Origin of the sequence: Pantoea sp. JK (genome assembly GCF_026130245.1) — a bacterium.
GTDB lineage: Bacteria > Pseudomonadota > Gammaproteobacteria > Enterobacterales > Enterobacteriaceae > Pantoea > Pantoea trifolii.
This window is the reverse complement of sequence record NZ_JAINFN010000010.1, coordinates 175,893-199,781: the sequence shown is the minus strand read 5'-3', so window position 1 is coordinate 199,781 and position 23,889 is coordinate 175,893. Positions and strand designations below refer to the sequence as shown.

Sequence of the window (23,889 nt, the reverse complement as noted above, 5' to 3'; positions counted from 1 at the left end):
TCGCGGTTGAGAACACAATATTAGAAATCGATTAACACGCTCTTCTGGCGCTGACAGGCCTGGAATGCCTGACGTCCCAGATCCTTGCCAATGCCCGAGCCAAGGAAGCCACCGGTTGGAATAATGAAATCGCCGGAGCGGCCATAGCGATTGACCCACACGGTGCCGGATTCCAGCGCGCGCACCGCACGCAGCGCACGCGGCAGACTCAGCGTATGCACGCCGGCGCACAGGCCGTAGGTTTCGTGTGCCGCCAGCGCCAGCCCTTCCTCTTCGTCGTCAAACTGTTGCACGGTGAGCACCGGACCAAAAATTTCCTGCTGCACCGCCGGATTATCGTGGGTAACACCGCACAGCAGCGTTGGCTGCCAGAACCAGCCTTCTGCGGTGTCGGCAAAGCGTTCGCCGCCGACCAGCACTTCCGCGCCCTGTGCTTTGGCATCGGCGATTACTGATGCCACTTTGTTGCCCTGACGCGCATCGATCAGCGGCGCATAGCGGCTGCTCTCCTGCCAGGTCACGCCCGGACGCGGCTGCTGACAGAGCGCGACCAATCTCTCCAGCAACGGCTGCGCAATGCCGCGCTGCACAATCAAACGGGTTCCGGCGACGCACGCCTGACCGCCGTTGGCGGTGAAGCCGCGCAGAATACGCTGCGCTAACACGTCGATATCACCGGCATCGTCGAACACCAGCTGCGGGCTTTTACCGCCCAGCTCCAGCGTGACCGGTTTCATGCCGTGCTGCGCGATATCGCCCATGATGCGTGCGCCGGTCAGCGTGGAACCGGTAAAGGAGACTTTGCGCACTAGCGGATGGGTGACCAGCGCGTTGCCAGTTACCGCGCCGCTGCCCTGAACGATATTTAGTACGCCCGCCGGTAAACCGGCCTGTACCGCCAGTTCGGCCATGCGCACGGTGGAGAACGGCGTCAGCTCCGAAGGTTTCAGCACCACAGCATTTCCTGCTGCCAGCGCCGGACCACATTTCCATGACGCCATCGACAGCGGGAAATTCCACGGGGTAATTGCGCCGATCACGCCGTACGGCTCAGCAATCAGCATGCCGAGGCTGCTTTCCTGGGTGGGGAACAGGTCGCCACTGTATTTGTCGGCGCACTCGGCGTAGAAGCGAATGGCTTCGGCGGTGAAGGGAATTTCGTGCTGCATCACGTCGCTGATGGGTCGCGTGGAGCCGAGCGATTCAAGCTGCGCCAGTAACGGATCGTTCTCAATCAGGTCGGCCCAGCGACGCATGATTTTGCCGCGCTCACGCGGCGCACAGGTGCGCCAGCCGCTGGTTTTCAGCGCCTGATGCGCCGTGGTGACGGCGCGATCAACATCTTCAATCTGCGCTTCGGTGAGTTCGGCATAGACTTTGCCATCGGACGGACGTTTAACGGCAAAACGCGCGCCCGCCGTTTTTAAATGTTGCCCGCCAATATAATGACCGGCAGGAAGTAAAACTTTTTCAGGGTCGAAACTTAACATGGAAAATTCCTTATTTGTTACACCCATCACAGACGCGCTAATTAACGATTTGCACTGCGTTTTTCTGTCACGCTAATAAGCTAATGCAGAAAGTATGCCAGCCCGGTAAAAAATAAAAATGCGTAAAAAACAGCGCAAAAAAATTTTCTGCCGTATTGGTGAGCGAAATTTTGCGGAATTGCCGAAGGAATAAACAGATGATTTACTTCACAAAATATGTGCGTCGCGACGGTGCAATGCGCATGAAACTTGCACTAAAACGGGGATAGGCGGCAAAGTATGACGCGACGCACAAAATAAACAGCGCCGCAAACCTGAGGGTTGCGGCGCTGTTTTTTGGCGGTCGCCATTAATGGCGACCCTACAAATAGGGCGAGTTAAAATTAAAGACTGCCAATATGAAACGTCTTCTGTTCTAAATACTCTTCAATACCGTAACGCGATCCTTCCCGACCTAACCCGGATAATTTAATTCCACCGAAGGGTGCGGCGTCTAATGAAATTGCACCGGTATTAAATCCGACCATGCCAAATTCTAATGATTCTGCCACGCGCCATGCCCGGCGAATATTCTCGGTAAAGAAATAAGCCCCAAGTCCATAAGGCGTGTCATTCGCCATGCTGATCGCCTCTTCTTCCGTGTCGAAGACAAACAGCGGTGCTACCGGGCCGAAGGTTTCTTCATGTGCAATACGCATGCTGCTAGTCACATAGCCCAACACCGTGGGCTCGACAAAGGTGCCGTTTGGCGCGCTGATGCCGCCGCGCAACAAGGTCGCGCCCTGGCTGAGTGCATCGTCGATATGGCTGTTAACTTTCTCGACGGCGCGGTCGTTGATCAGCGGCCCTATGGTGCTGTCCGGCGAAAATCCGTCACCGACTTTCAGCGCGGATACCGCCTCCAGCAGGCGTTCACTGAAGCGCTCATAGATGCCGCGTTGCACCAGAATGCGGTTGGCGCAGACGCAGGTTTGTCCGGCGTTGCGGAATTTACTCGCCATCACGCCGGGAATGGTCACATCGAGATCGGCATCATCAAAGACGATGAGCGGCGCGTTGCCGCCCAGTTCCAGGCTCAGGCGCTTGATGCTGTCGGCACTCTGTTGCATTAACAGCTGGCCGACGCGGGTGGAACCGGTAAAGGAGATTTTGCGCACCGTGCGGCTGGCGGTCAGCGTGCTGCCAATCTCGGTCGGCAAGCCGGTTAACACTTGCAACACGCCGCTGGGGAATCCGGCGCGTTCGGCTAACACCGCCAGCGCTAATGCCGACAGCGGCGTTAACTCCGACGGCTTAACGATAATCGGGCAACCGGCGGCCAGCGCGGGCGCGACTTTGCGGGTGATCATCGCAATCGGGAAGTTCCACGGCGTGATTGCTGCCGCCACGCCAACCGGCTGCTTGAGTACCAGAATACGGCGATCGTCGCTCGGCGCGGGAATGGTGTCACCGTAGATACGGCGCGCCTCTTCAGCGAACCATTTCACGAAACTGGCGCCGTACAGCACTTCGCCTTTGGCTTCCGCCAGCGGTTTGCCCTGCTCGGCGGTCATGATGATCGCCAGATCGTCGGCATTATCGATAATCAGCTGATGCCATTTTTCCAGCAGCGCGGCGCGCGTGGCGTTGGGGGTTTTGCCCCAGCTGACGCGCACCGACTCAGCATAATCTATCGCCTGCTCGGTTTCCGCCGCACCCAATGCCGGAATGGTGGCAATCGGCTGCTGCGTGCCGGGATCGATCACCTCAAGCGTTGCGCCCTGATGCGCATCCTGCCAGCGACCGCCAAACAGCGCCTGCTGGCGCAGTAATTCCGTATCTTTCAGTTGAATTCGCGACATGACAATCCCCTGTATCTTCGTCATTTCACTGTAACGTGACGCAACAGCGCAGGATGTTTTTCTGGCGGAGGGAATTTGTGTCGGTGTCTGTTTTGCGGCGGGAAAAGAAATTTTATGCTGTATGGAGGAAGGTCGCCATTAATGGCGACCCTACGAAGGATGGTTTGTAGGGTCGCCATTCATGGCGACCGATAACATTAAATCTGGAAATCGATGGCCGGTTCGTTTTCGGTCTCGTAGGAAAGTGCCTGACGCTTAATTTCCTCTAGCGACAGATTAGCGTTACACAGCTCCAGGAACTGCCACACGTAATTGCGCTGCAACTGACCGCGTTTCAGGCCGAGCCACACAGTGTTGGCATCGAACAGATGATGGGTGTCGATTTTTACCAGGTCTTCGCCTTCATAAATATCACACGCCTGATCGGCCAGAATGCCCACCCCAAGACCGAGTTCAACGTAGGTTTTTACCACGTCAGAATCCTGCGCGCTAAGCACGATATCCGGTCTGAGTCCTGCCGCCTGGAACGCACGATCGACCCGCGAACGGCCGGTAATGCCCTGACGATAGGTGATCAGCGGATAGCGGCTAAGGCTGGCGAGTGTCACCGGCTGATGCTGCAACAGCTCATGATCGTGCGGCACTAAAAGTGAGTGATGCCAGCTGAACCACGGGAACGCCGCGAGACTGCTGTTATTCACCAACTGCTCGGAGGCGATGCCGATGTCGGCTTCACCCGCCAGCAGCATGGCGACGATCTCCTGTGGCGATCCCTGATTCAGTTCGAGACGTACGTTGGGATAGAGTTGACGAAACGCTTTGATCACGCGCGGCAGGCTGTAACGCGCCTGCGTGTGCGTGGTGGCGATGGTCAGCACACCGCTGGTCTCATTGGTAAACACATCCGCTAAGCGGCGAACTTTGCCCGCTTCATCAAGGATGCGCTCAGCAATGGTCAACAGCGCCTTGCCCGGTTCGGTCATGCCTAACAGTCGCTTGCCACGACGAATAAAAATTTCTACGCCCAGTTCATCTTCCAGATCGCGAATATGGCGGCTCACTCCTGATTGGGAGGTAAACAATGTATTCGCCACTTCGGTCAGGTTGAACTCGCAACGGGCTGCTTCACGTATAATTTTAAGTTGCTGGAAATTCACGCCCTTTTCTCCTGATTCCTGCCCCTGTTTCGTCCATGTTATGAAGTTGGCGTCATCGCAACAAATAATAAAAAACGGTGTGTTATGCGGAATAGTAATAAGGGAGGGGTTTGAAGGATGCCCTCACCCCAGCCCTCTCCCGCAAGCGGGCGAGGGAGTTGATCGAGCGGCTGGATGGTGAGGTGATAATAGTGCTACGTGAGGGCTGGATCGATCCCCTCTCCCGCGCGCGGGAGAGGGTTAGGGTGAGGGAAAAAGCACGTTTAACTCATCCCACCAACATCAATTCACGATCCTCTACCGCTGGCTTATTCACGAGCGACAGCAGAATATTCTTCACCGCCTGCGCCGATGGCGACAGCGGCAGACGCGCCGAGATGTTCAGCGACAGCGGCAGATTCAGCGATGGACTGTTAATCCGCGCCATCCACGCATGGGTGGAACTCACCAGCGCACGCGCCGCAGATTCTGGCAGCACCGTGACGCCCATGCCGCTGGACACCGCCGCCGTCAGCGTGGAGATCGATTCGATTTCACCGATGATGCGCGCGCTCAGACGACGCAGCGAGAACGCTTCATCGACACGTTTACGCACCGCGCTGTAGTCGCGTGGCAGGAACAGGCTCATCTGCGCCACGTCCGCCAGATCGACAGTCGCACCTGGACATGCCGTAGCGCCCACCAGATAGAGCTCTTCTTTCATGAGGGGAATGCTGTTGATGCCCGCTGTTGGCGCACGATCGTACAGCACCGCCATATCCAGTTGGCCGTTCATCACTTTTTCATTCAGCGAGGTGCCGCTGTTTTCATGCAGATACACCAGCACATCCGGGAACTGCTCACGCACCGTCTGCAACAGCGGCATGGTAAGCGAGGATGCGGCAGTGCCCGGCGCTAAACCAATGGAAACCTGGCCGTTCAGTGCCTGGCCGGCGTTGATGACTGCCGTTTGCGCCTGTTCACACTGGCGCAGAATGGTGCGGGCGTGGGCATACAGAATTTTACCGGCTTCAGTCGGCGTCACGCCGCGCTTGGTGCGGATCAGCAATTGCTGATCGAGTTCATTTTCCAGCGTAGCGACCTGCTGGCTAAGCGCAGGCTGCGCGATGTGCAGCACTTCTGCTGCCTGAGTCAGGCTGCCGATATCGACGATTTTTACAAAATACTTGAGTCGTCTTAAATTCATGTTGCCTCCGTCAATCCCCGAATACCCAGGTTGGGCGTCTCAGCCTGCTGGCTTGTGGAAATGAAGTTGCAATATGCAGGCCAGGTTTGTTCGCGATGCAAAATTGCCTTGCCGGATTTATCCTAATGGCACGGAAAATAAGCGTTTGTGATTACCTCGAAGGAGTTAATAAGCGCGAGCAATGACGCAAAAAGAGTAAGAATCAAACGAATTGCACTGCAATGGGGCAGGAAATGCGAGTCAGGCGTGCAAAAAAGTGATGACCGGATGAGTTGGTTTGGTGCAGATAACGCAGAAAATGAGCAGAAACAGCGGGAATGAAACAAATGCGCGGAAAAGAACGGGTTTAACCAGTTGGAAAACTTATGTGGGTGGCGGTGCGCGTTGTCCCTCACCCTAACCCTCTCCCGCATGCGGGAGAGGGAACTGACCGTGCAAACAATTACATGATTATCTTTTTTTACGGTTGCGATGCATATCAATCGAAACCGCCGCAACAATGATGATGCCTTTAATAATGTCCTGCACGTAAGCATCCACACCGACGAAGGTGAAGCCGCTCTTGATCAGGCCAAGAATCACCGCACCAATCAGCGTACCGGTAATGCGTCCTACGCCGCCCATCAGGCTGCTGCCGCCGATAACGGCTGCGGCGATAGCATCCAGTTCGTACGCCATCCCCATGCTTGACTGGCCGCTACTGACGCGCGCCGCCAGCACCACACCCGCCAGGCCAGAGAGCGCACCGGCAATGGTGTAGACGATGATCAGATACTTATTAACGTTGATACCGGACACCTTGGCGGAGGTCATGTTACCGCCAATCGCGTAGACATATTTACCGTAACGGGTATGTTTTAGCGCGATGTGGAACAGGAACGCCACCACCAGGAAGATAATGACTGGCATCGCGCCCTGGCCGATGGAGGTGAAGCCATCTGACAGGAAGCTAATCGGGTTACCCTGCGTGTAGTACTGCGCCAGACCGCGTGCCGACACCATCATGCCGAGCGTGGCGATAAACGGCGGAATACCAGTTTTAGTGATCAGCACGCCGTTCATTACGCCGCACAGCAGCCCTACGCCAATCCCGGCGACGATAGGGATCACCGCAGGCAGGTTCACCAGCGAGGGATACATCGGTGACAGGCTGTCTGAAGTTTGCGCCAGACTGGCCGCCACCACCGCGGTTAAGGCAATAACCGAACCGGATGACAGGTCAATACCGGTGGTGATGATGACCTGGGTCACGCCCACCGCGATGATGCCGATGATCGCCACCTGCAGAATAATCAGCACTAAGCGGTTGGTGTTCATCAGGAAAGATTGGTCACGTACGTACCAACCGGCAATTTCAAAAATCAGGGCAATGCCCACCATCACGACAAAAATCCCGGTGTCTTTTGGCAGCTTGTGACGCAAGTTGCTGAAGAAGGAACTCTGATCTGCGGCCTGCGGGGCCGTAATTTTTACGTTACTCATAGATGTCTCACGCCTCACTCGGATGCCAACGACAAAATGGATTCCTGATTGGCCTCTTCTTTATCGAGGATGCCGGTTATACGTCCGCCGTGCATAACCATCACGCGGTCGCTCATGCCGAGAATTTCTGGCAGCTCGGACGACACCATGATGATGGCCACGCCGCGATTTGCCAGTTCACTGATTAAGCGATAAATCTCTGCTTTTGCACCAACGTCGATACCGCGCGTTGGTTCGTCGAGAATCAGGATCTTCGGTTGCGCCAGCAGCCAGCGGGCAATAAGCACCTTCTGCTGGTTACCGCCGCTGAGGTTATTGATGATCTGATCCATGGTTGGGGTTTTAATGTTCAGCTTGCGAATCTGATCCATGCAGTCCTGCGCCATTTTGATGTGGCTGACAAAACCGCTTTTATGGGTGTAATCGGGCATGTTGACGATGCTCATGTTCTCCATCACCGACAACACCAGGAACAGCCCCGACTTTTTACGGTCTTCGGTCAGGAACGCCATGCCCTTCTCAATCGCCGTTGAAGGCGAATCGATCTTGACCGGCACGCCATCAATCAGGATTTCACCGCTGTCGAAACTCTCCATGCCGAACAGGCTTTCCATCACTTCGCTGCGTCCCGCACCCACCAATCCCGCCACGCCGAGGATTTCGCCTTTGCGCACCGTGAAATTGATGTCAGTGAAACGATCTTTGCAGGTGAGATTGCGTACCGTCAGCACATCCCCACCGATTTCCCCGTTGAATTTCGGGAACAGTTGGGTCAATTCACGACCTACCATCTGCGTAATCAGTGACTGGCGGGTGTATTCGCTGGTGTTATTGCTGCCTACCCACGCACCGTCACGGAAAATGCTGATCTCATCGGTAATGGTGAAAATTTCATCCATCTTGTGGCTGATATAGATGATGGCTTTGCCCTGCTCGCGCAGGTCGCGGATGATGGTGAACAGATGCGCCACTTCGGTTTCCGTCAGTGCCGAGGTCGGTTCATCCATAATCACGATGTCCGAATTCCAGGAGACCGCTTTGGCGATTTCCACCATCTGCTGCGAGGCGATACTCAGCTCGCCCACCATACGATCGGCTTTCAGACGGATATTCAGTCTGTTTAGCAGTTCCTGCGTCTGTTTGTTCAGCTTGCCGTGGTCAACAAAGCCGTACTTCATCGGTTCGCGACCGAGCCAGATGTTTTCGGCTACGGTCATGTAAGGCACCAGATTGAGTTCCTGGTGAATCATGGAGATGCCGGAGCGCAGCGCATCCATGGTGTCCTGAAACTGCACTGGCTCCCCTTTAATGCGAATGGTGCCCTTATCGGGACGATACATCCCGATAAGGCATTTCATTAAAGTGGATTTGCCCGCGCCATTTTCGCCCATCAGGGCATGTACCGACCCCGGTTTAATACGCAGTGAGACATTGTCGAGTGCCTTCACTCCGGGGAAGAACTTGCTGATGCCTTCGGCTTCAAGCGCAAAAGCGGTCATACATCACCTCCGTACGGCTGAGTCGGTTACGGTTTATTTCTGGTTCTGACTGGCGAATTTTTCGTAGTTATCTTTGGTGATCAGCTGGAACGGGATATCGACCACTTTCTGCACTTTCTCGCCGTTAATCAGTTTGACCGCCGTTTGCACAGCGCCTTCACCCTGACCTTTCGCATCCTGGAACACGGTAGCGACCATTTTGTCGTTCTTGATCATCTGCAGTGCATCCGGTGTACCATCCACACCTGCGACCAGGATGTGATTCGGGTTTTTGCCCAGCGCCTGCAGCGCACCAATCGCCATTTCATCGTTGTTGGAGGCGATTGCCTGAATGTCATCGCCCGCCGTCAGCCAGTTACTCACCACATCGACCGCATCATTACGGGTGAATTTTGCCGTCTGTTTCTGTACCACTTTAATACCCGGATATTTCGCTACCACCGCTTCAACACCTTTGGTGCGCTCACGCGTCGATTCGTTAGCCAGATCGCCCAGCAGAATCGCCACGTTGCCTTTGCCGTTCATCTTTTTAGCCAGCGCTTCCATCTGCAGACGGCCCGCCAGTTCAGAATCCGAACCCACAAACGCCATTTTGTCTTTCAACTCGCCAGCCGGTTTACGGTTGACGAACACCAGCGGCACGCCGGCTTTCGCGGCGGCATCCACCAGCGGTTTCACGGCGTTGGTATCCACCGGGTTAACGATGATGGCGTCAACGCCCTGACCAATGAAGTTCTGCACCTGTTGCAGCTGCTGAGCCACGTCGCCTTTGGCGTCTTCAACCTGGCCCTTAATATTGTCTTTGGTCATCTCTTTCTGCATTGCGGTGCGCAGAATAGTGAGGAAGTTGTCATCAAACAGCGCCATCGAAACGCCTACCTGAAGGTCTTTTGCCATCACGGCGGCAGGTAACATGCAAACTAACAGGGAAGTTAATAACGCTTTTTTGAATTTCATAGGGAACCCTTCTTTATCGTTAACATGCTCAGGTTGGCTGATACCGCGAATGAAAAATATCTTTTACATTCACTCAACGTCGCTGGCGTTTTTTATGTGGTTGTAGAGGTCAGGCTTCTGGTCTAACGCTATTGATTTACTGCATCATTTCAATGTAACTCACTACTTATCAGCCAGTTATTTTCGAAATGCCGTTTTAGATGAAGGAACTCGTTTCGTCGGTGATGATTAACAGTTCATTTATTTCATCTAACTTGCAATTGAAACTTTCATCATAAAAGCACTGAAATGATTGTTTTAAAATCGGCAAATAACAAAACTTTGACATGCCTCTAACATCTCAAAGGAATTGGTTTTAAAGTGAGATCTTGCTGGCAGTTTAGAATCTGATCATTCAAGGCAGAAAAGCAGCATTCCGCTGCTTTTACGCGCACTTAAACCAAAAGTGTGCAGTCGGGCTTTGACAACGGGGATCGGCATCGCTAATATGCGCCTCGTTCACACGATTCCTCTGTAGTTCAGTCGGTAGAACGGCGGACTGTTAATCCGTATGTCACTGGTTCGAGTCCAGTCAGAGGAGCCAAATTTAGAAAGCCCGCTCAGGGAAACCTGAGCGGGCTTTTGTGTTTTTGCAGTTTTGCCTGGTCGCTACGCCAACGCAGCCAGCTCCAAACTGCTGCGGAAATCGTTGCCGACATAATCCGTATCAATCAGCTGGCGGCGACGCAGTTCTGGCAGCAGGCCGTTAAGCAGCAAATCTTGCTGATCGGTCTGGCCGAGTCCATGCAGTGAAATCACATCCAGCACGCCAGCGCGATAGCGCTGTTCAATGGCATCGGCCAAAGTTTCTGGCGTACCGGCGACAAACCAGTGGCCGGTCTCTTCGGCTTTAACGATCAGCTCGCGCAAGGTTAATCCTTCCAGCGCATAGCCACGGAAAATGGCGGCACGGCCCTGACGACGATGCACCTGCGCCAGCTCGGGAATAAAGGCGGCGGGCAGCGGTTGATCCAGCGGCAAATCGCGCAGATCCACCTCACCGCCCAGCATATCGGCCACGCGTAATCTGCCCTGCTCGTAGTTGATGCGTTCATGCTTATCGCGCAGACGGCGCGCCACGTCAGCATCGCTGTCGCCAATGATGGCGTGGAAAGAGTTCATGATCAGCGGCGGATTGTGTTCGCGACCGAAACGTCGCGCCCGCTGCTGCACATCAGCCACGAAGGATTGTGCCGCCTCAAACGTGGGCTGGGAGGTGTAAATCACTTCGGCATAACGTGCGCCGAGCGTAACGCCCGCTTCAGATTGTCCCGCCTGAAACTGCACCGGACGGCGCTGTGGCGGCGGCGGTACGTTGAGCGGACCTGCCACCTGGAAATAGTCACCGCGATAATTAATCGGATGCAGTTTAGTGTGGTCGAGCTTAATGCCACCGCTGGCGGTGCGCTGCACTGCTGCGCGTTCATTGGCGTCATACAGCGCGTTCATCACTTCGATAAATTCGGTGGCGCGCGCGTAGCGCTCCTGCGGAGGCGGCAGCTGGCTTTCACCAAAGTTCTCTTCGCCAACCGATGAGGTCACCGCATTCCAGCCCGCGCGACCGCCGCTAATGTGATCGAGCGTGCCGACCTGACGCGCCAGATTGTACGGATGCAGCCAGCTGGTGCTGACGGTGGCGATCAAGCCGATATGCGAGGTTACCTGGCTCAATGCCGCCAGCGCAATCAGCGGATCTTGCGTGCCGGTGGTGCCGGCTAATCCTGCCGGATCGGCTTGCAGCAAATCGGCGGTAAACAGCCCGGTAATCTTTTCGCGCTCGGCAATCTTCGCCAGTTCGATAGCGCGCGTGATGCCCACGCTCGGCTGGCTGTCATTGGCGGCGGAAATAACGCTGCTGGCGCTGACCAGCGTTTTCAGTTTTCTGCGATACGTTTGCGACACAACACTCTCCTTTATAATTGTCGCGCGAAATCCGCTTTGACATGGTTTAAGGCGTCCGCATCGGTCAGCAGACGTAAGCCGGTGCGCGCCAGCACGCGGGCGCCAATCAGCAGCGCCTGATAGCCGCGCTCAGAGTTGGCCGCTTCACGGAATGGCACGGTATGGAAAATCAGATCGTCGGGGCCGATTTTCAGCCACGGATGCGCCGTCGGCACCGCATGGCTGATGTCGCCGGCATCGGTCGAGACTTTGTTCTTCTGCGGTGACAGATCGACGGTTTCGCCCGCCGCCGTGAACTCTTCCAGCAGCAAGGCATCCAGCGCTGCGTTCAGTTTGAAATCGCGTGGGCCAATTTGATGATCAATCTCGACGCGTGCGCCGGTCGCCAGCGCCACGCCTTCGGCAATGGCACGCAGACGCGGCTCAAGAGATTCCACCACTTCGCGGCTGTCCGCGCGGATGTAGTAATGCGCCGAGGCGTATTCCGGGATCACGTTCGGGGCCTGGCCGCCGTTGGTGATAATGCCGTGCACGCGCACGCCATCCGGCAGTTGCTGACGCAGCACGCTGATGCCGTTGTAGAGCAGCACCAGCGCATCCAGCGCGTTGATGCCTTCATGTGGCGCGCTGGCAGCGTGCGACGGCTTGCCGTAGAAGTGGAAATAGAGATGATTATTGGCGAGCGTCGATTCGGTCAGCCGGGTTTTGCCCGCGGGATGCACCATCAGCGCCACGTCGACATCTTTGAGGTATCCGGCTTCGACAAAGCGCTTTTTCACGTTGCCTTTCGGGCCGCCCGGTCCGGCTAATCCGCCCTCTTCCGCTGGCGTGCCTAACACCACCACGCGGCCACCGGTTTGATCCAGCACCTGCGCCAGCGTGATGGCTGCCGCCACGCTGGTGGTGCCAATCAGGTTGTGACCGCAGGCGTGGCCGATGCCGATCAGCGCGTCATATTCTGCGAGGAAAGCGATGGTGGGGCCCGGTTTGTCACTGGACTTGACCGCATAGAACGCCGTTTCATGCCCGGCGACGTTGCGCGTGACGTCAAAAGCCTGCGCCGTGAGTAGCTGGGTGAGCTGCTCGCTGGCGAAATATTCGTTGTTGCCGGTTTCGGGGTTTTGAAATATCGCTTTGGCGACCGAGATGAATTTAGCGCTGTGCTGTTCGAGGGTATTTTCGAGCGTAAGCTGAAGCGGATTCAGCGACATGAGTATTTTCCTTGTTGCGTTTAGGTCGCCATAAATGGCGACCCTACAAATTCACGTAGGGTGGCCATTCATGGCCACCGTTTAAATGGCCGCATTAATGCGGGGTGTAAATCAATGACGTTTATCGATGTGCTGCACCAACCGATCGCCGACCCATTGAATGCCGCTCACCAGCACAATCAGCACCGCGATCACTGCGATCATCACCGAGGTTTCAAAGCGCTGATAGCCGTAACGGATCGCCAGATCACCCAGTCCGCCGGCGCCAATCGCGCCGGCCATTGCCGAAGCGCCAATCAGCGCGACGAGCGTGACGACAAAACCAGACAGAATGCCGGGCAGCGCTTCCGGGATCAGCACATCCCAGACAATGCGCAACTTGCTGGCACCCATGGCGCGTACCGCATCAATCAACCCGCGATCGACATCACGCAGCGACACTTCCGCCACGCGCGCAAAGTAAGGCGTGGCGGTGATCGACAGCGGCACAATCGCTGCCCAGGTGCCGAGCGAGGTGCCGACCAGAAAACGGGTAAAGGGGATCAGCGCCACCAGCAGAATAATGAACGGCAGCGAGCGGAAGCTGTTGATGATCAAGCCCAGCACGCGATTAACGCCGCGATGCTCGGCGATGCCGCCGGGGCTGGTCATCACCAGAATCAGGCCAAGTGGCAAGCCCGCCACCAGCGAAAACAGGCCGGAAATCACCGTCATTAATACCGTTTCGCCTAACGCATTAAGTAAAAGATCAATCATGACTGGCGACATAGCCCACCAACTCCACTTGAGCCTGCTGCGCGTGCAGCCAGCTGAGAATCTGTTGCTCGTCGGCCGCGTTCGCCGCCGGGAGCGCGATAAAGAAACGCACCACCGCGTAGTGCTGGATGTGATCGATGCCGCCCTGCAGCAGGCGGAATTTGCCCGGCAGCGCACCGGCAAAGCGGGTGAGCAGATCGCCCTGCGCATCGTCACCGGCAAAGTGCACGCTGTAAATGGCATCGCCCTGCTTCTCATCGCTGAGGCGCGCGGCAATATTTTCCGGCAGCTGCGGCAGCAAACCGCGCAGCAGCGTGCGCGTCAATTGCGACCAGGGATGCGCAAACACCTGCCATACCGGACCTTGTTCAATGATTTCACCGGCATCGATCACCGCCACGCGATGCGCGACAGATTTGATCACTTCCATCTCATGGGTGATCAGCAGAATAGTGATGCCGAGTTTTTGATTCAGGGATTTGAGCAGCGCCAGAATCGAGCGCGTGGTTTCCGGATCAAGCGCGGAGGTGGCTTCGTCGCACAGCAGCAGCGCCGGGCTTGCCGCCAGCGCGCGGGCAATGCCAACGCGCTGTTTTTGGCCGCCAGATAACGCCGCCGGATAGCTTTGCGCTTTGTCCGCCAGCCCCACCAGCTCCAGCAGTTCCGCCACGCGCTGCTGGCGCTGCGCTTTATCCATGCCGGCAATTTTCAGCGGCAGCGCCACGTTCTGCGCCACCGTTTTGGCCGATAACAGATTGAAGTGCTGAAACACCATGCCAACGCGACTGCGCACCGTTTGCAGCTGTTTTTCCGACAGGCCGGTAATGTTGCGGCCTTCAATTTCAATGACGCCTTCATCAGGTTGTTCCAGCCCGTTGAGACAGCGAATCAGCGTGGATTTACCCGCGCCGCTGCGTCCAATCAGGCCAAGAATTTCGCCTTTCTGCACCGTCAACGAGATATCGCGCAGCGCCTGGGTTTGTCCAAAGCGACGTGACACGCCTTGCAGGCGCACCACGCTGCCGCTGTCGCGAAACTTCACCTGCGCCTCGTCATGGGCACTTTCCGCCACGCCGCGTTTCACGGCGGTAAAGGGCGTTTCGGCTGCTGAGAATAACGTCATCTTTATCGTTCCTTACCAGGCCGTTTCGCCCGTGCCTTTGTAGACCTTGTCAAACACGGTCTTCACGGCATCGTTCTGATAAGAAGCCACCAGCGTTTTCACCCATGGCGCGCTGACGTTCTCTTTCTTCACCGCAATAAAGTTGTTGTACGGGTTATCTTTTACCGGCTCCTGCGCAATGCGGTCTTCGGCGGTCAGGCCACTTTTCAGCGCCCAATCGGTGTTGACGACGGCGGCATCCAGATCTGGAACGGAGCGGCCGATGATGCCGGAATCCAGCTCTTTGATTTTCAGATGATGCGGATTGGCGGTGATATCCGCGGTGGTGGCCGCGATGCCGACGCCCGGCTTCAGTTTGATCAAGCCTTGTTGCTCAAGCAGCACCAGACCGCGCGCTTCGTTAGAGGGATCGTTGGGCACACCAATCACCGCGCCCTCTTTCAGCGCTTTCGCGCTTTTGACTTTCTTCGAGTAGAGACCTATCGGCCACACGGCGGTATCGCCGACGCGTACGATGTCGTAGTGATTCACCTTGATTTGGTTATTGAGGAACGGCTGATGCTGGAAGGCGTTGGCATCCACTTCGCCGTTTTGCAGCGCTTCGTTCGGCTGGTTGTAATCGTTGAAGATCACGGTTTTCACCGTTAAGCCTTTTGCCGCCGCCTGTTTGATCACTTCGCGCCAGACATCTTCATCTTCGCCGCTGATGATGCCGACTTTTACCGAGGTTTTATCCGCTGCGTGCGCGATGGATAACGGCGACAACGCCGCGCTGGCCAGCAGCAAAGCCCCAGCACTTAAAAAGAATTTATTTTTTACCGATGACAGACGTGTGTGCATAAAAAGCTTCCTAATCGTTATAATTGCGCGAGTCAAAATAAGCTGTCGTAACGACAGATGACCGCAGTATACGCAGTTGCTTATTCCTGCATTATGATTTATTCAGGAAAGCTATTCCTGAAAAGCATAAAGCCGCCGTGTGGCTCGCATCGCCACCAGCGAGAAAATGGCTGTGTTATCCTTTCCTTTTGATGGATTTATTACTGAGCTCTATGTCGGACACCACAACTAAACGCAAAAATGACCCTGAAGGGCTGAAGAAACGCATCCTTGCCGGTGCGCTGAAGATGTTCGCCGAGTTCGGCATGCAGGGCGCGCGGCTGGAGCAGATCGCTGAGCACGCGCAAACCACCAAACGCATGGTGGTGTACCACTTCAGCAATAAAGAGCAGCTCTATATTGAGGTGCTGGAGCAGGTGTATCAGGCGATTCGTGAGCACGAAACGGGCCTCAATCTCGCCGAGATGGAGCCGGAACTGGCAATGACCAAACTGGTGGAAGCCAGCTTCGATTACCACGTTTCCCACCCGGACTTTATGCGGCTGGTGTGTACCGAAAACCTGCTGCGCGGGCGCTACATCATGCAATCCGAACGTATCAAGGCATTGAATAAGAGTGCGCTCGATCTGCTGGATGACATTCTGACGCGCGGCCAGCAGCAAGGGCTGTTTATTGATGGGCTGGACACCGTCGACGTGCACCGCTTGCTCAGCAGCATTTGTGTGCACCACGTCTCTAATCGTTACACCTTTCACACGCTGTTCACGCCAAACGATAGCGAGGAAGACAGCATCCGTCGTAACCGTCAGTTAGCCGTCACCGCCACGCTGCGTTACGTGCGCAAAGCCCCGTAGACTGCGGCTTTGCAGTGATGGTCTACGCTTTAAATCCTGGGACCGTCACAGACCTCAATTTAAGGAACGCCGTAGTGAACAAAGACCCCCACCTTTATCCCTTACGCCATACGCACAATACTGACCAGGACAGCGCACTGTGGAACTGGGCGCAGAACACGGTGGTTGGTCAGCGCAGTCAGTTACAACAGCCGCAAACTGAACCGGAGTTACAACAACTGCTGCGCGCCGCCAGCGGCAAAGTGCGCGTACTGGGCAGTCGCTTGTCGCCGGGCCGCATGCTGGGCGTGAATGAGCAGGATTTGCTGCTGGATCTCAGCGCGTTCAATGGCGTGATTGCGCAAGATGCCGACAGCGTCACCTTTGCCGCCGGCACGCCGCTGGAGCAGGTTTACAGCACCTTAACCGAGATGGATCGCATGCTGGCTTCGTCCCCGGGTGTGATCGCGGTGCAAACGCTGGCGGGCGCGATGGCCACCGGCACGCACGGCCAGGGTTTGGCACAAAGCTCAATCGCCGATGAAGCGCTGCGCATCCGCATGGTGTTAGCCGACGGCAGCGTGCGTGAATTCGTGCGCGGCGAGCCCGATTTCGCCGCCGCGCAGGTTTCGCTCGGCACCTTAGGCATTGTTACCGCCGTGACGCTGCGTACCCGCCCTTTCCGCCTGTTTACCTGCCACAAGTTTGCCGTCTCCGCCGATACGCTGGAAAAGGATCTGGTGGAGTGGAATCAGCAGTATGAGATGAGCAAAGCTTGGTGGTTTGTCGATGACAACCTGATGCACGTATGGAACGCGCATGAAGCCAGCGACGAAGAGGCTGAAGCCTGGCATGCCAATCAGCGTGAGGTGATTGAGCATGGCGATGACACCGACAGCAGCCTTAATGAGACCATCGATCAGACGCTGGCACAGATGCATCGAGATACGCAGATTCACGGCAAAGGCGGCAAGCAGTTCCGCACCGTGACGCGCTTCCGCGATTTCACCGACATCAGTGGCGATATCTATCAGCTGTTTTGTCGCGGTATTGCCGTACCGCAGATCAACGTCGAAATCGGCGTGCCGCTGGAGAAAACGCCGCAGATTATCAGCAAGATCAAAGCGTGGTATGCCGAGAATCATCCGCATATGCACTATCCGATCATTCTACGTTGCACGGGCGCGTCTGAAGCCTGGCTCAGTCCGGCGTATCAGCACGCTACCTGCTTCTTCGGCTTCGTGGTCTATTACGCCGATGACGGTTCGCTGTCGCAGGATGGCCTGCATTTTCTCACTGAGGTGGAGAAGCTGCTGGCAGCCGAAGGCGGACGTCCGCACTGGGGCAAATATTACGACCCGCAGCGCTATCAGTGGCGCGATATCTATCCGCAGTGGGACGCTTTCCGCGCGGTGCGCAATCAGCTCGATCCGCAACGCCGTTTTAGCAATGACTATGTCACTGCTTTGTTTGATTAAGTTTGAGGGGGAGAAACCATGTTTGCATGGGTAACGCTGTTAACGCAGCCGGACTATTTTATTGGCGTGAAGGCGCTGCACCGCTCGCTGAAGCGCAGTGAAACCCGTTGGCCGCTGATTGTGATGGTCACCGATGCCATCGATCTGGAGACGCGTGAAGCCTTGCAAGCGCTGGGCTGCGTAATCCATCCGGTGGATCCGCTGATGCCAAATGCCGAACTGGAGCAGCATTACGCTTCGGCGCAGTTCGGTGAAGTGTGGAGCAAACTGCGCGCGTGGGAGTTGGTGGATTGCGAGCGCGTGGTGTTTCTCGATGCCGATATGCTGGTGCTGCGCAATATGGATGAGCTGTTTACGCTCGATCTGGGCAAGCATGCGCTGGCAGCGTGTCACGCCTGTCGCTGCAATCCCAACAAGATCGCTAGCTATCCGGCCAGCTGGCAGCCGGAGAATTGTCACTATACCTGGCAGGATCGCGGCGAACCGGAACCCTCCACGCTTGATCGCTATCTGAACGGCGGTTTCCTGGTGCTGAAGCCGGATCTGGCGGTGTTTGAGTGGCTGCAGGAGAAAGTGGCGGGCATTACCGATTTGCGTCGCTATCCGTTCTCCGAGCAGGATTTACTCAATGAAGTGTTCGAAGATCGCTGGCTGCCGCTTTCGTATAAATACAATGCGCTGAAAACTTTGCCATTCCAGCACAGCAAGATGTGGCGCGAAGATGAAGTGAAGAACCTGCACTTCATTCTGGCGAAACCGTGGAAACGCGATTTGAATCAGCCTGAATCGGAACGCGACCGTTATTACGCGCTGGATAAGCTGTGGTGGGCGTTGGCGGCGGAATAAAAAAAACAGCGCGATGATTATCGCGCTGTTTCATATGAATTGCGCATTACTGCGCGCCAGGTCGCCATGAATGGCGACCCTACGATTTATTGCGCTTTTGGCTCGCCCATCGCTTTCAACTTCTTCGACAGCTCGCGACGCTCTTTGGAGAGGTCAGCGTTTTTGATGATGTACTCATCAACGCGGTCTTCATAGTCCACACGCATGCTGGCGATAATTTCCTGCACCGCCTCGATGCTCATGCCTGGTTTGATGTATTCACTCAGGTTGTCCAGCAGCAGCACACGTTTCTGGTTATCACGGACTTTCTTCTCGTTATCCACGATTTCGCGCTGCAGTTTGTTTTTACGACGGAACATACGCACAAACTCCAGTACGTCCTGAAATGATTGCTTGGCATTTTCCATGTTGGCACCTTTCTTGAGGCCTGCGTCGGCAGGCGGAATAGTCATAACGTTTAGCTTAGCGGCTTGGCCGCCAGGGTTGCAATTCTCACCGCTAAATTCGGACTGGCGCTTATCTTAGCGCAAAGAAAGGGTGATTCACATTAAGTCATTGCCTGAGAAAACTATTTACGCAGCGCCAGACGCACTAAATCGGTCATACGCTCCAGCTGACGCGCCTGTTCAAGGCTCAGCCAGACGTAACCGTAAATCGCCGTGGTTTCAGAACGTCCGCTGCGATTGGCAATTAGCTGCTCCAGTTCCTGGGTGATCTCCTCCAGCGCGTGACTATTGGCGGTGATCTGCTCGGTTTCGCCTTTCACCATCAGCGTTGCCAGCGCATTCAACGTGTCTTCAGTCATCTGCTGGGTGCGACGCAGCGTGGGCGCGTTGAGCATAATCAAGTGGCTTTCACGTGACGACCACCATGCATCAATTTGCATCTGCATGGTGTTCACCATATTACGGTTAATCGTTTGGATTGCCTCAAACACCGATTTCGGAATGCGCGTCTCTTTGCTCGCCGGTTCCAGCAGCGCACGCATTTTGATCACGCCGCTCAGCAGTTTCTGGAAAGGTTTATTCAGCCGCGGTTTCTCCAGCAGATTGGCGGAGAAGCCGGTGTGATGCAGCTTGGCCATGGCGATAAATGCATCCGATAGCTGGATACGCCAATGCGTGTACGCGCGTTGCGCCCAGATGGCGCTAAACAGCAGCGCCATCAGCGAACCAAGAATCACGTCGCCGCCGCGCCACATGGCGATGGTGAAATCCCCGGCCGGTGCGCCTACCACCACGCCGAGCGTGATACCGATCAACAACGCCATGTAGGGATGCTTGCCCAGCGTCAAATAGCCGCAGACCACCATCACGATGGCGCACCACACCAGCATGACCGGCAGCGAAAATAGCTCAAGCTTGAGCGCGATTAGGCCGGATATCAGACCGGCGAAGGTGCCGCTAATACGCTGCACTACGCGCGGCAGCACGTTGCCCCAGGTAGAAATCGGCCCCATCACCACCACCAGCGTAATCAGCGGCCAGGTGCCTTCGGGAATGTCTGTGAGGCGTACAAACAGGAAGCACAGCACAAAAGCGATAGCGATGCGCACGCCGTGCACGGCGCGATAGTGGCGGTAGAACCAGAACTCAATCTGCGAGATGGGCTTGTCAGCGCGTAACATGGTTGTCCGGGAACGCTAAAAATTTGCGCGCTATGTTACCCTGGCAACGGCTGCATCATCAGGGTCGAACGCAATTATTTTTCGTGTTTTGCTGAAATACAACATGAGTGTTACATCTAATTTTCCCAATGGAAACATTGATGTAACGCAATGGGTTTGGTGCGGTTATTGATAAGGTCGCCATGAATGGCGACCCTACGGGTGCGGTTTTGTAGGGGCGCCATTTAGGGTGACCGCGTAATTTAATCAGCCACACGTACCGGAATATACATATCCACCAGCCAGTCGCCGCTATCGGATCCATCAGAAAGGTAATGCTCAAAGCACGGACGATTGTCCACTTGCCAGCCGCCCTGCGCATTTAAGCTATCGAACAAACTGCGCCACGCGCTGAAAAAATCGTTGTTGAGCACTTCAACACGCGCGTGAAAATAGCGGCCGCCCGGCAATAATCCTTTTTCGATATCGTCGCCCGCCGCCGGAATCACCTCTTCTGGCGCGGTAATCACCGTTTCCACGCGCAGCTCCTGCGGATTGCCGTAATAAATCGCCAGCCATTCGCCTTCAACCTTGTGCTCACTCACCCAACTTTTCAGCTGGTTAAAGCCGCGCGGCACGGTTTCCTGCCACGGACCTTGCAGATGGTAACCGAGCCAGCTTTGCGGATTACGTTCAACAATCGATGCTTTCATACCTTGCCTCTTATCAGCGGCAGAAACAGCGATTGTGCCATCACCGCCGCAGCACGGCGACGATGATGACGCGGAAATACGCGACGGATTACAGTTTCTGTTTCAAGTAATCGCTGATGCGCGTAATGATGCCAGCCTGATCAACCGCTTGCAGCGCGTAGAGCGGATAGCTTGCCAGCTGCTTATCTTTATCCATCACCTGAATTTCACCAATCTGCTCGCCCGCTTTCAGCGGCGCTTCCAGATCTTTGCGATCGATAACGTATTTCGCCATCACGTTGGCCACTTCGGTGCGCGGCAGCGACAGGTAAATATCCTGCGTGGTACCGACATCTACTTTATGCGGATTGCCGTACCAGACGTTTTCGCTGCCGATTTTTTTGCCTGCGTGGAACAGTTGCACGGTATCAAAGGTGTTTTGGCCCCACACCAGCAGCTTGCGCGCCTGATCTTCACGCCCTTTCGGGCTCTTGCCGCCCATGATCACCGCGATCAAGCGATGACGTCCGACGACGTTAGAGGCGATGATGTTGAAGCCAGCACTTTCGGTGTGGCCGGTTTTCAGGCCATCGACGTGCAGATTTTGATCCCACAGCAAGCCGTTGCGGTTGTTCTGGGTGATGCCGTTCCAGCTCAGGGTTTTCTCACCGTACATGGCGTAGAAATCGGGCTCGCCGCTGATGATAGCGCGCGACAGCACTGCCAGATCGCGTGCGGTGGTGTGCTGACCCGGCGCATCAAGGCCGTGCACGGTTTCGAAATGGGTGTGCGACAGACCGAGCTTCTGCACATAGCTGTTCATCATGGTAACGAAGCTGCCTTCGCTGCCAGCCACGTGATCCGCCAGCGCCACGCAGGCATCGTTACCCGAATCGATAATCACGCCACGCATCAGGTCGCGCACCGTGACCTGATCGCCCGGCTTGAGGAACATCAGCGAAGAACCTTTAAACACCGGATTGCCCGCACCCCACGCATCTTTGCCAATGGTGACTTTGTCATCGCGGCTGATTTTGTTCTGATCTATCGCGCGATCCACGACATAACCGGTCATCAGTTTGGTCAGGCTGGCCGGATTACGCTCTTCATCCGGATTGCCGGCAGTGAGAATTTGTCCGGTTGTGGCGTCCATCAGCACCCACGAAGCCGCATCAATCGGCGGTGGCGTCAGGGGAAATGGCATGCTGTCGTCGGCCTGCGCCAACGATGCCCAAATAATCATTCCAGATACAGTTACCAGCAGACGCCTTTTCAACACTTCTTCCTCAAAATCAAAAAATGAATTTACCGCCGCACGTTTTACGGCAAATAGCGCTTACAGATCTGAATAAATTGAAAAAAAGTATGAACTGCGCATAAATGCTGCGCGCCCGCTCGCAGCGAGGATGATCGAGGTTGTACTGCTATCCACGGACGACTATCCTGTGCGTTGATTCTCCATTGCCAGGATAACGCCGTGCCCGCCTCTGAGTTCACCTTCTTATTTCACGATTATGAAACCTTCGGTAAAAGCCCGTCGCTGGACCGTCCTGCGCAGTTTGCGGGCCTGCGTACCGACAAAGAATTCAACGCGGTAGGTGAACCGCAGGTGTTTTATTGCCAGCCAGCGGACGATTATTTGCCGCAGCCGGAAGCGGTGATGATCACCGGCATTACGCCGCAAACCGCCAAAGCGCGTGGCGTAACAGAAGCGGCGTTTGCCGAACGCATTCACGGCCTGTTTAGCGAGCCGCAAACCTGTGTGATTGGTTACAACAATGTGCGCTTCGACGATGAAGTGACGCGCAATATCTTCTATCGCAACTTCTATGATCCGTACGGCTGGAGCTGGCAAAACGGCAATTCACGCTGGGATTTACTCGATGTGATGCGCGCCTGCTACGCGTTGCGCCCGGAAGGCATTGAGTGGCCAGAAAATGACGATGGATTTCCAAGCTTTAAGCTGGAGCATCTCACCAAGGCTAATGGCGTGGCGCACGAACAGGCGCACGATGCGATGTCGGACGTTTATGCCACGCTGGCGATGGCGAAACTGGTGAAAGAGAAGCAGCCGAAGCTATTTGAGTTTCTGTTTACCCATCGCAACAAACAGAAACTGATGACGCTGATTGATATCCCGCAGATGAAACCGCTGGTGCACGTCTCCGGCATGTTCGGCGCGGCGCGCGGTAACACCAGCTGGATTGTGCCGCTGGCGTGGCATCCGGATAACCGTAACGCGCTGATTGTCGTTGATTTGGCCGGTGATATGTCGCCGCTGCTGGAGCTTGGGTCAGATGAACTGCGTGAGCGTTTGTATACCCGTCACAGCGATTTAGGCGATCTGCCTGCGGTGCCGATCAAGCTGGTGCATATTAATAAGTGTCCGGTGCTGGCGCCCGCGAGCACGCTGCGTCCGGAAGATGCCGCACGCCTGAATATCGATCGTCAGCAGTGTCTCGCTAACCTTAAGCTGCTGCGCGAACACGCGGAAATACGTGAGAAAGTGGTGGTGCTGTTTGCCGACGCCGAACCGTTTACGCCTTCGGATGATGTGGATGCGCAGTTGTATGACGGTTTCTTCAGCGACGCCGATCGCGCGGGTATGAATATTATCCGCCAGACGCCGCCGCAAAACTTACCGGCGCTGGATTTGAGCTTCGAAGATAAGCGCATTGCTAAGCTATTGTTCCGCTATCGCGCACGTAATTTCCCTGGCACGCTGGATGACGCTGAGCAGCAGCGCTGGTTGCAGCATCGCCGCGAAGCGTTGAATGCTGAGCGCGTGCAGGCATTCCTGCTGGAGCTGGAGTCGCTGGCGAGTTTGCATGAAGGCAATGCGGAGAAGATGGCGCAGCTGAAGGCGCTGTATTTGTATGCGCAGGAGCTGGTGTCTTAGTTTGTCCTCTGCGGTTTGATGCCCTCACCCCGACCCTCTCCCACGGGAGAGG

At 55.6% G+C, this 23,889-nt stretch carries 20 protein-coding genes and 1 tRNA gene; 5 read left to right on the top strand and 16 right to left on the bottom strand.

All coding sequences use genetic code 11. The features are described from left to right. Nucleotides 1-20 precede the first annotated feature (20 nt). From PanJK_RS20275 to PanJK_RS20245, 7 genes are all read right to left on the bottom strand, one after another. Nucleotides 21-1,490, bottom strand: a complete 1,470-nt coding sequence (locus tag PanJK_RS20275; RefSeq protein ID WP_256696802.1) for an aldehyde dehydrogenase family protein — start codon at nt 1,488-1,490, stop codon at nt 21-23. A gap of 383 nt (nt 1,491-1,873) precedes the next feature. Beyond that, complete coding sequence (locus PanJK_RS20270; RefSeq protein WP_265302449.1) at nt 1,874-3,331, bottom strand: NAD-dependent succinate-semialdehyde dehydrogenase; 1,458 nt, start codon at nt 3,329-3,331, stop codon at nt 1,874-1,876. Between the two features lie 197 nt (nt 3,332-3,528). Next, complete coding sequence (cbl, locus tag PanJK_RS20265) at nt 3,529-4,488, bottom strand: HTH-type transcriptional regulator Cbl (RefSeq protein ID WP_008109354.1); 960 nt, start codon at nt 4,486-4,488, stop codon at nt 3,529-3,531. A gap of 268 nt (nt 4,489-4,756) precedes the next feature. Next, on the bottom strand, nt 4,757-5,674 hold the full coding sequence (nac, locus tag PanJK_RS20260) for a nitrogen assimilation transcriptional regulator NAC (RefSeq protein WP_265302447.1): 918 nt from the start codon (nt 5,672-5,674) through the stop codon (nt 4,757-4,759). 450 nt (nt 5,675-6,124) lie between these two features. After that, nucleotides 6,125-7,156: an ABC transporter permease gene (locus PanJK_RS20255; RefSeq protein WP_091003268.1), complete on the bottom strand. Its 1,032-nt coding sequence runs from the start codon at nt 7,154-7,156 to the stop codon at nt 6,125-6,127. Between the two features lie 14 nt (nt 7,157-7,170). Next, nucleotides 7,171-8,655 carry a sugar ABC transporter ATP-binding protein gene (locus tag PanJK_RS20250; RefSeq protein ID WP_256696805.1) on the bottom strand — a complete coding sequence of 495 codons (1,485 nt, stop codon included), beginning with the start codon at nt 8,653-8,655 and terminating at the stop codon, nt 7,171-7,173. Nucleotides 8,656-8,688: 33 nt separating this feature from the next. Next, complete coding sequence (locus PanJK_RS20245) at nt 8,689-9,612, bottom strand: sugar ABC transporter substrate-binding protein (RefSeq protein ID WP_256696806.1); 924 nt, start codon at nt 9,610-9,612, stop codon at nt 8,689-8,691. Between the two features lie 507 nt (nt 9,613-10,119). Between PanJK_RS20245 and PanJK_RS20240 the strand changes: the two genes are divergently transcribed. Continuing rightward, nucleotides 10,120-10,195: transfer RNA gene (locus PanJK_RS20240), tRNA-Asn, on the top strand. Between the two features lie 65 nt (nt 10,196-10,260). On the opposite strand, the gene PanJK_RS20235 is transcribed toward PanJK_RS20240, so the two are convergent. The 5 genes from PanJK_RS20235 to PanJK_RS20215 form a co-directional block, all read right to left on the bottom strand. Continuing rightward, nucleotides 10,261-11,553, bottom strand: a complete 1,293-nt coding sequence (locus PanJK_RS20235) for an NtaA/DmoA family FMN-dependent monooxygenase (protein WP_265302443.1) — start codon at nt 11,551-11,553, stop codon at nt 10,261-10,263. 11 nt (nt 11,554-11,564) lie between these two features. Next, a complete protein-coding gene (locus PanJK_RS20230; RefSeq protein WP_265302440.1) occupies nt 11,565-12,764 on the bottom strand; it encodes a M20 family metallopeptidase in 1,200 nt (399 codons plus the stop codon). Between the two features lie 111 nt (nt 12,765-12,875). Then, nucleotides 12,876-13,532: a methionine ABC transporter permease gene (locus PanJK_RS20225; protein WP_265302439.1), complete on the bottom strand. Its 657-nt coding sequence runs from the start codon at nt 13,530-13,532 to the stop codon at nt 12,876-12,878. After that, nucleotides 13,513-14,643, bottom strand: coding sequence for a methionine ABC transporter ATP-binding protein (locus PanJK_RS20220; RefSeq protein WP_265302438.1), 1,131 nt, complete (start codon nt 14,641-14,643; stop codon nt 13,513-13,515). Before PanJK_RS20220 ends, PanJK_RS20225 begins: the two co-directional genes overlap by 20 nt. Before the next feature lie 12 nt (nt 14,644-14,655). Beyond that, nucleotides 14,656-15,483 carry a MetQ/NlpA family ABC transporter substrate-binding protein gene (locus tag PanJK_RS20215; protein ID WP_265302436.1) on the bottom strand — a complete coding sequence of 276 codons (828 nt, stop codon included), beginning with the start codon at nt 15,481-15,483 and terminating at the stop codon, nt 14,656-14,658. A 212-nt stretch (nt 15,484-15,695) separates the two neighbouring features. On the opposite strand from PanJK_RS20215, the gene PanJK_RS20210 reads away from it, so the two are divergent. The 3 genes from PanJK_RS20210 (at nt 15,696) to PanJK_RS20200 (ending at nt 18,640) form a co-directional block, all read left to right on the top strand. Then, the gene (locus PanJK_RS20210) at nt 15,696-16,337 is read left to right on the top strand and encodes a TetR family transcriptional regulator (RefSeq protein WP_154157341.1); all 642 of its coding nucleotides are present in this window, start codon (nt 15,696-15,698) and stop codon (nt 16,335-16,337) included. 74 nt (nt 16,338-16,411) lie between these two features. Continuing rightward, nucleotides 16,412-17,794: a D-arabinono-1,4-lactone oxidase gene (locus PanJK_RS20205; RefSeq protein WP_265302433.1), complete on the top strand. Its 1,383-nt coding sequence runs from the start codon at nt 16,412-16,414 to the stop codon at nt 17,792-17,794. 18 nt (nt 17,795-17,812) lie between these two features. Further along, the gene (locus PanJK_RS20200; protein WP_265302431.1) at nt 17,813-18,640 is read left to right on the top strand and encodes a glycosyltransferase family 8 protein; all 828 of its coding nucleotides are present in this window, start codon (nt 17,813-17,815) and stop codon (nt 18,638-18,640) included. An 86-nt stretch (nt 18,641-18,726) separates the two neighbouring features. On the opposite strand, the gene tmaR is transcribed toward PanJK_RS20200, so the two are convergent. The 4 genes from tmaR to dacD all read right to left on the bottom strand — a co-directional run bounded on the left by tmaR (nt 18,727) and on the right by dacD (nt 22,214). Next, entirely contained in the window at nt 18,727-19,047 is a 321-nt protein-coding gene (gene tmaR, locus PanJK_RS20195; protein ID WP_008110563.1) for a PTS system regulator TmaR, read from the bottom strand. Nucleotides 19,048-19,208: 161 nt separating this feature from the next. Beyond that, nucleotides 19,209-20,267 carry an FUSC family protein gene (locus PanJK_RS20190; protein ID WP_008110562.1) on the bottom strand — a complete coding sequence of 353 codons (1,059 nt, stop codon included), beginning with the start codon at nt 20,265-20,267 and terminating at the stop codon, nt 19,209-19,211. Nucleotides 20,268-20,509: 242 nt separating this feature from the next. Beyond that, nucleotides 20,510-20,959 carry a GyrI-like domain-containing protein gene (locus PanJK_RS20185; RefSeq protein WP_265302425.1) on the bottom strand — a complete coding sequence of 150 codons (450 nt, stop codon included), beginning with the start codon at nt 20,957-20,959 and terminating at the stop codon, nt 20,510-20,512. An 88-nt stretch (nt 20,960-21,047) separates the two neighbouring features. Next, nucleotides 21,048-22,214 (bottom strand): serine-type D-Ala-D-Ala carboxypeptidase DacD, encoded by a 1,167-nt coding sequence (gene dacD, locus PanJK_RS20180; protein WP_265302422.1) that lies wholly within the window; start codon nt 22,212-22,214, stop codon nt 21,048-21,050. A 201-nt stretch (nt 22,215-22,415) separates the two neighbouring features. Between dacD and sbcB the strand changes: the two genes are divergently transcribed. Continuing rightward, on the top strand, nt 22,416-23,837 hold the full coding sequence (gene sbcB / locus PanJK_RS20175; RefSeq protein WP_265302421.1) for an exodeoxyribonuclease I: 1,422 nt from the start codon (nt 22,416-22,418) through the stop codon (nt 23,835-23,837). Nucleotides 23,838-23,889: the final 52 nt, after the last annotated feature.

Excerpts from the sequence above, each read along its gene's own strand:
- PanJK_RS20215 (WP_265302436.1), bottom strand. The coding sequence starts at position 15,483 with ATGCACACACGTCTGTCATCGGTAAAAAATAAATTCTTTTTAAGTGCT.
- PanJK_RS20245 (WP_256696806.1), bottom strand. The coding sequence starts at position 9,612 with ATGAAATTCAAAAAAGCGTTATTAACTTCCCTGTTAGTTTGCATGTTA.
- PanJK_RS20210 (WP_154157341.1), top strand. The coding sequence starts at position 15,696 with ATGTCGGACACCACAACTAAACGCAAAAATGACCCTGAAGGGCTGAAG.
- PanJK_RS20220 (WP_265302438.1), bottom strand. The coding sequence starts at position 14,643 with ATGACGTTATTCTCAGCAGCCGAAACGCCCTTTACCGCCGTGAAACGC.
- PanJK_RS20255 (WP_091003268.1), bottom strand. The coding sequence starts at position 7,156 with ATGAGTAACGTAAAAATTACGGCCCCGCAGGCCGCAGATCAGAGTTCC.
- PanJK_RS20185 (WP_265302425.1), bottom strand. The coding sequence starts at position 20,959 with ATGAAAGCATCGATTGTTGAACGTAATCCGCAAAGCTGGCTCGGTTAC.
- tmaR (WP_008110563.1), bottom strand. The coding sequence starts at position 19,047 with ATGGAAAATGCCAAGCAATCATTTCAGGACGTACTGGAGTTTGTGCGT.
- PanJK_RS20225 (WP_265302439.1), bottom strand. The coding sequence starts at position 13,532 with ATGTCGCCAGTCATGATTGATCTTTTACTTAATGCGTTAGGCGAAACG.
- PanJK_RS20250 (WP_256696805.1), bottom strand. The coding sequence starts at position 8,655 with ATGACCGCTTTTGCGCTTGAAGCCGAAGGCATCAGCAAGTTCTTCCCC.
- nac (WP_265302447.1), bottom strand. The coding sequence starts at position 5,674 with ATGAATTTAAGACGACTCAAGTATTTTGTAAAAATCGTCGATATCGGC.
- PanJK_RS20270 (WP_265302449.1), bottom strand. The coding sequence starts at position 3,331 with ATGTCGCGAATTCAACTGAAAGATACGGAATTACTGCGCCAGCAGGCG.
- PanJK_RS20200 (WP_265302431.1), top strand. The coding sequence starts at position 17,813 with ATGTTTGCATGGGTAACGCTGTTAACGCAGCCGGACTATTTTATTGGC.
- PanJK_RS20275 (WP_256696802.1), bottom strand. The coding sequence starts at position 1,490 with ATGTTAAGTTTCGACCCTGAAAAAGTTTTACTTCCTGCCGGTCATTAT.
- PanJK_RS20230 (WP_265302440.1), bottom strand. The coding sequence starts at position 12,764 with ATGTCGCTGAATCCGCTTCAGCTTACGCTCGAAAATACCCTCGAACAG.
- PanJK_RS20190 (WP_008110562.1), bottom strand. The coding sequence starts at position 20,267 with ATGTTACGCGCTGACAAGCCCATCTCGCAGATTGAGTTCTGGTTCTAC.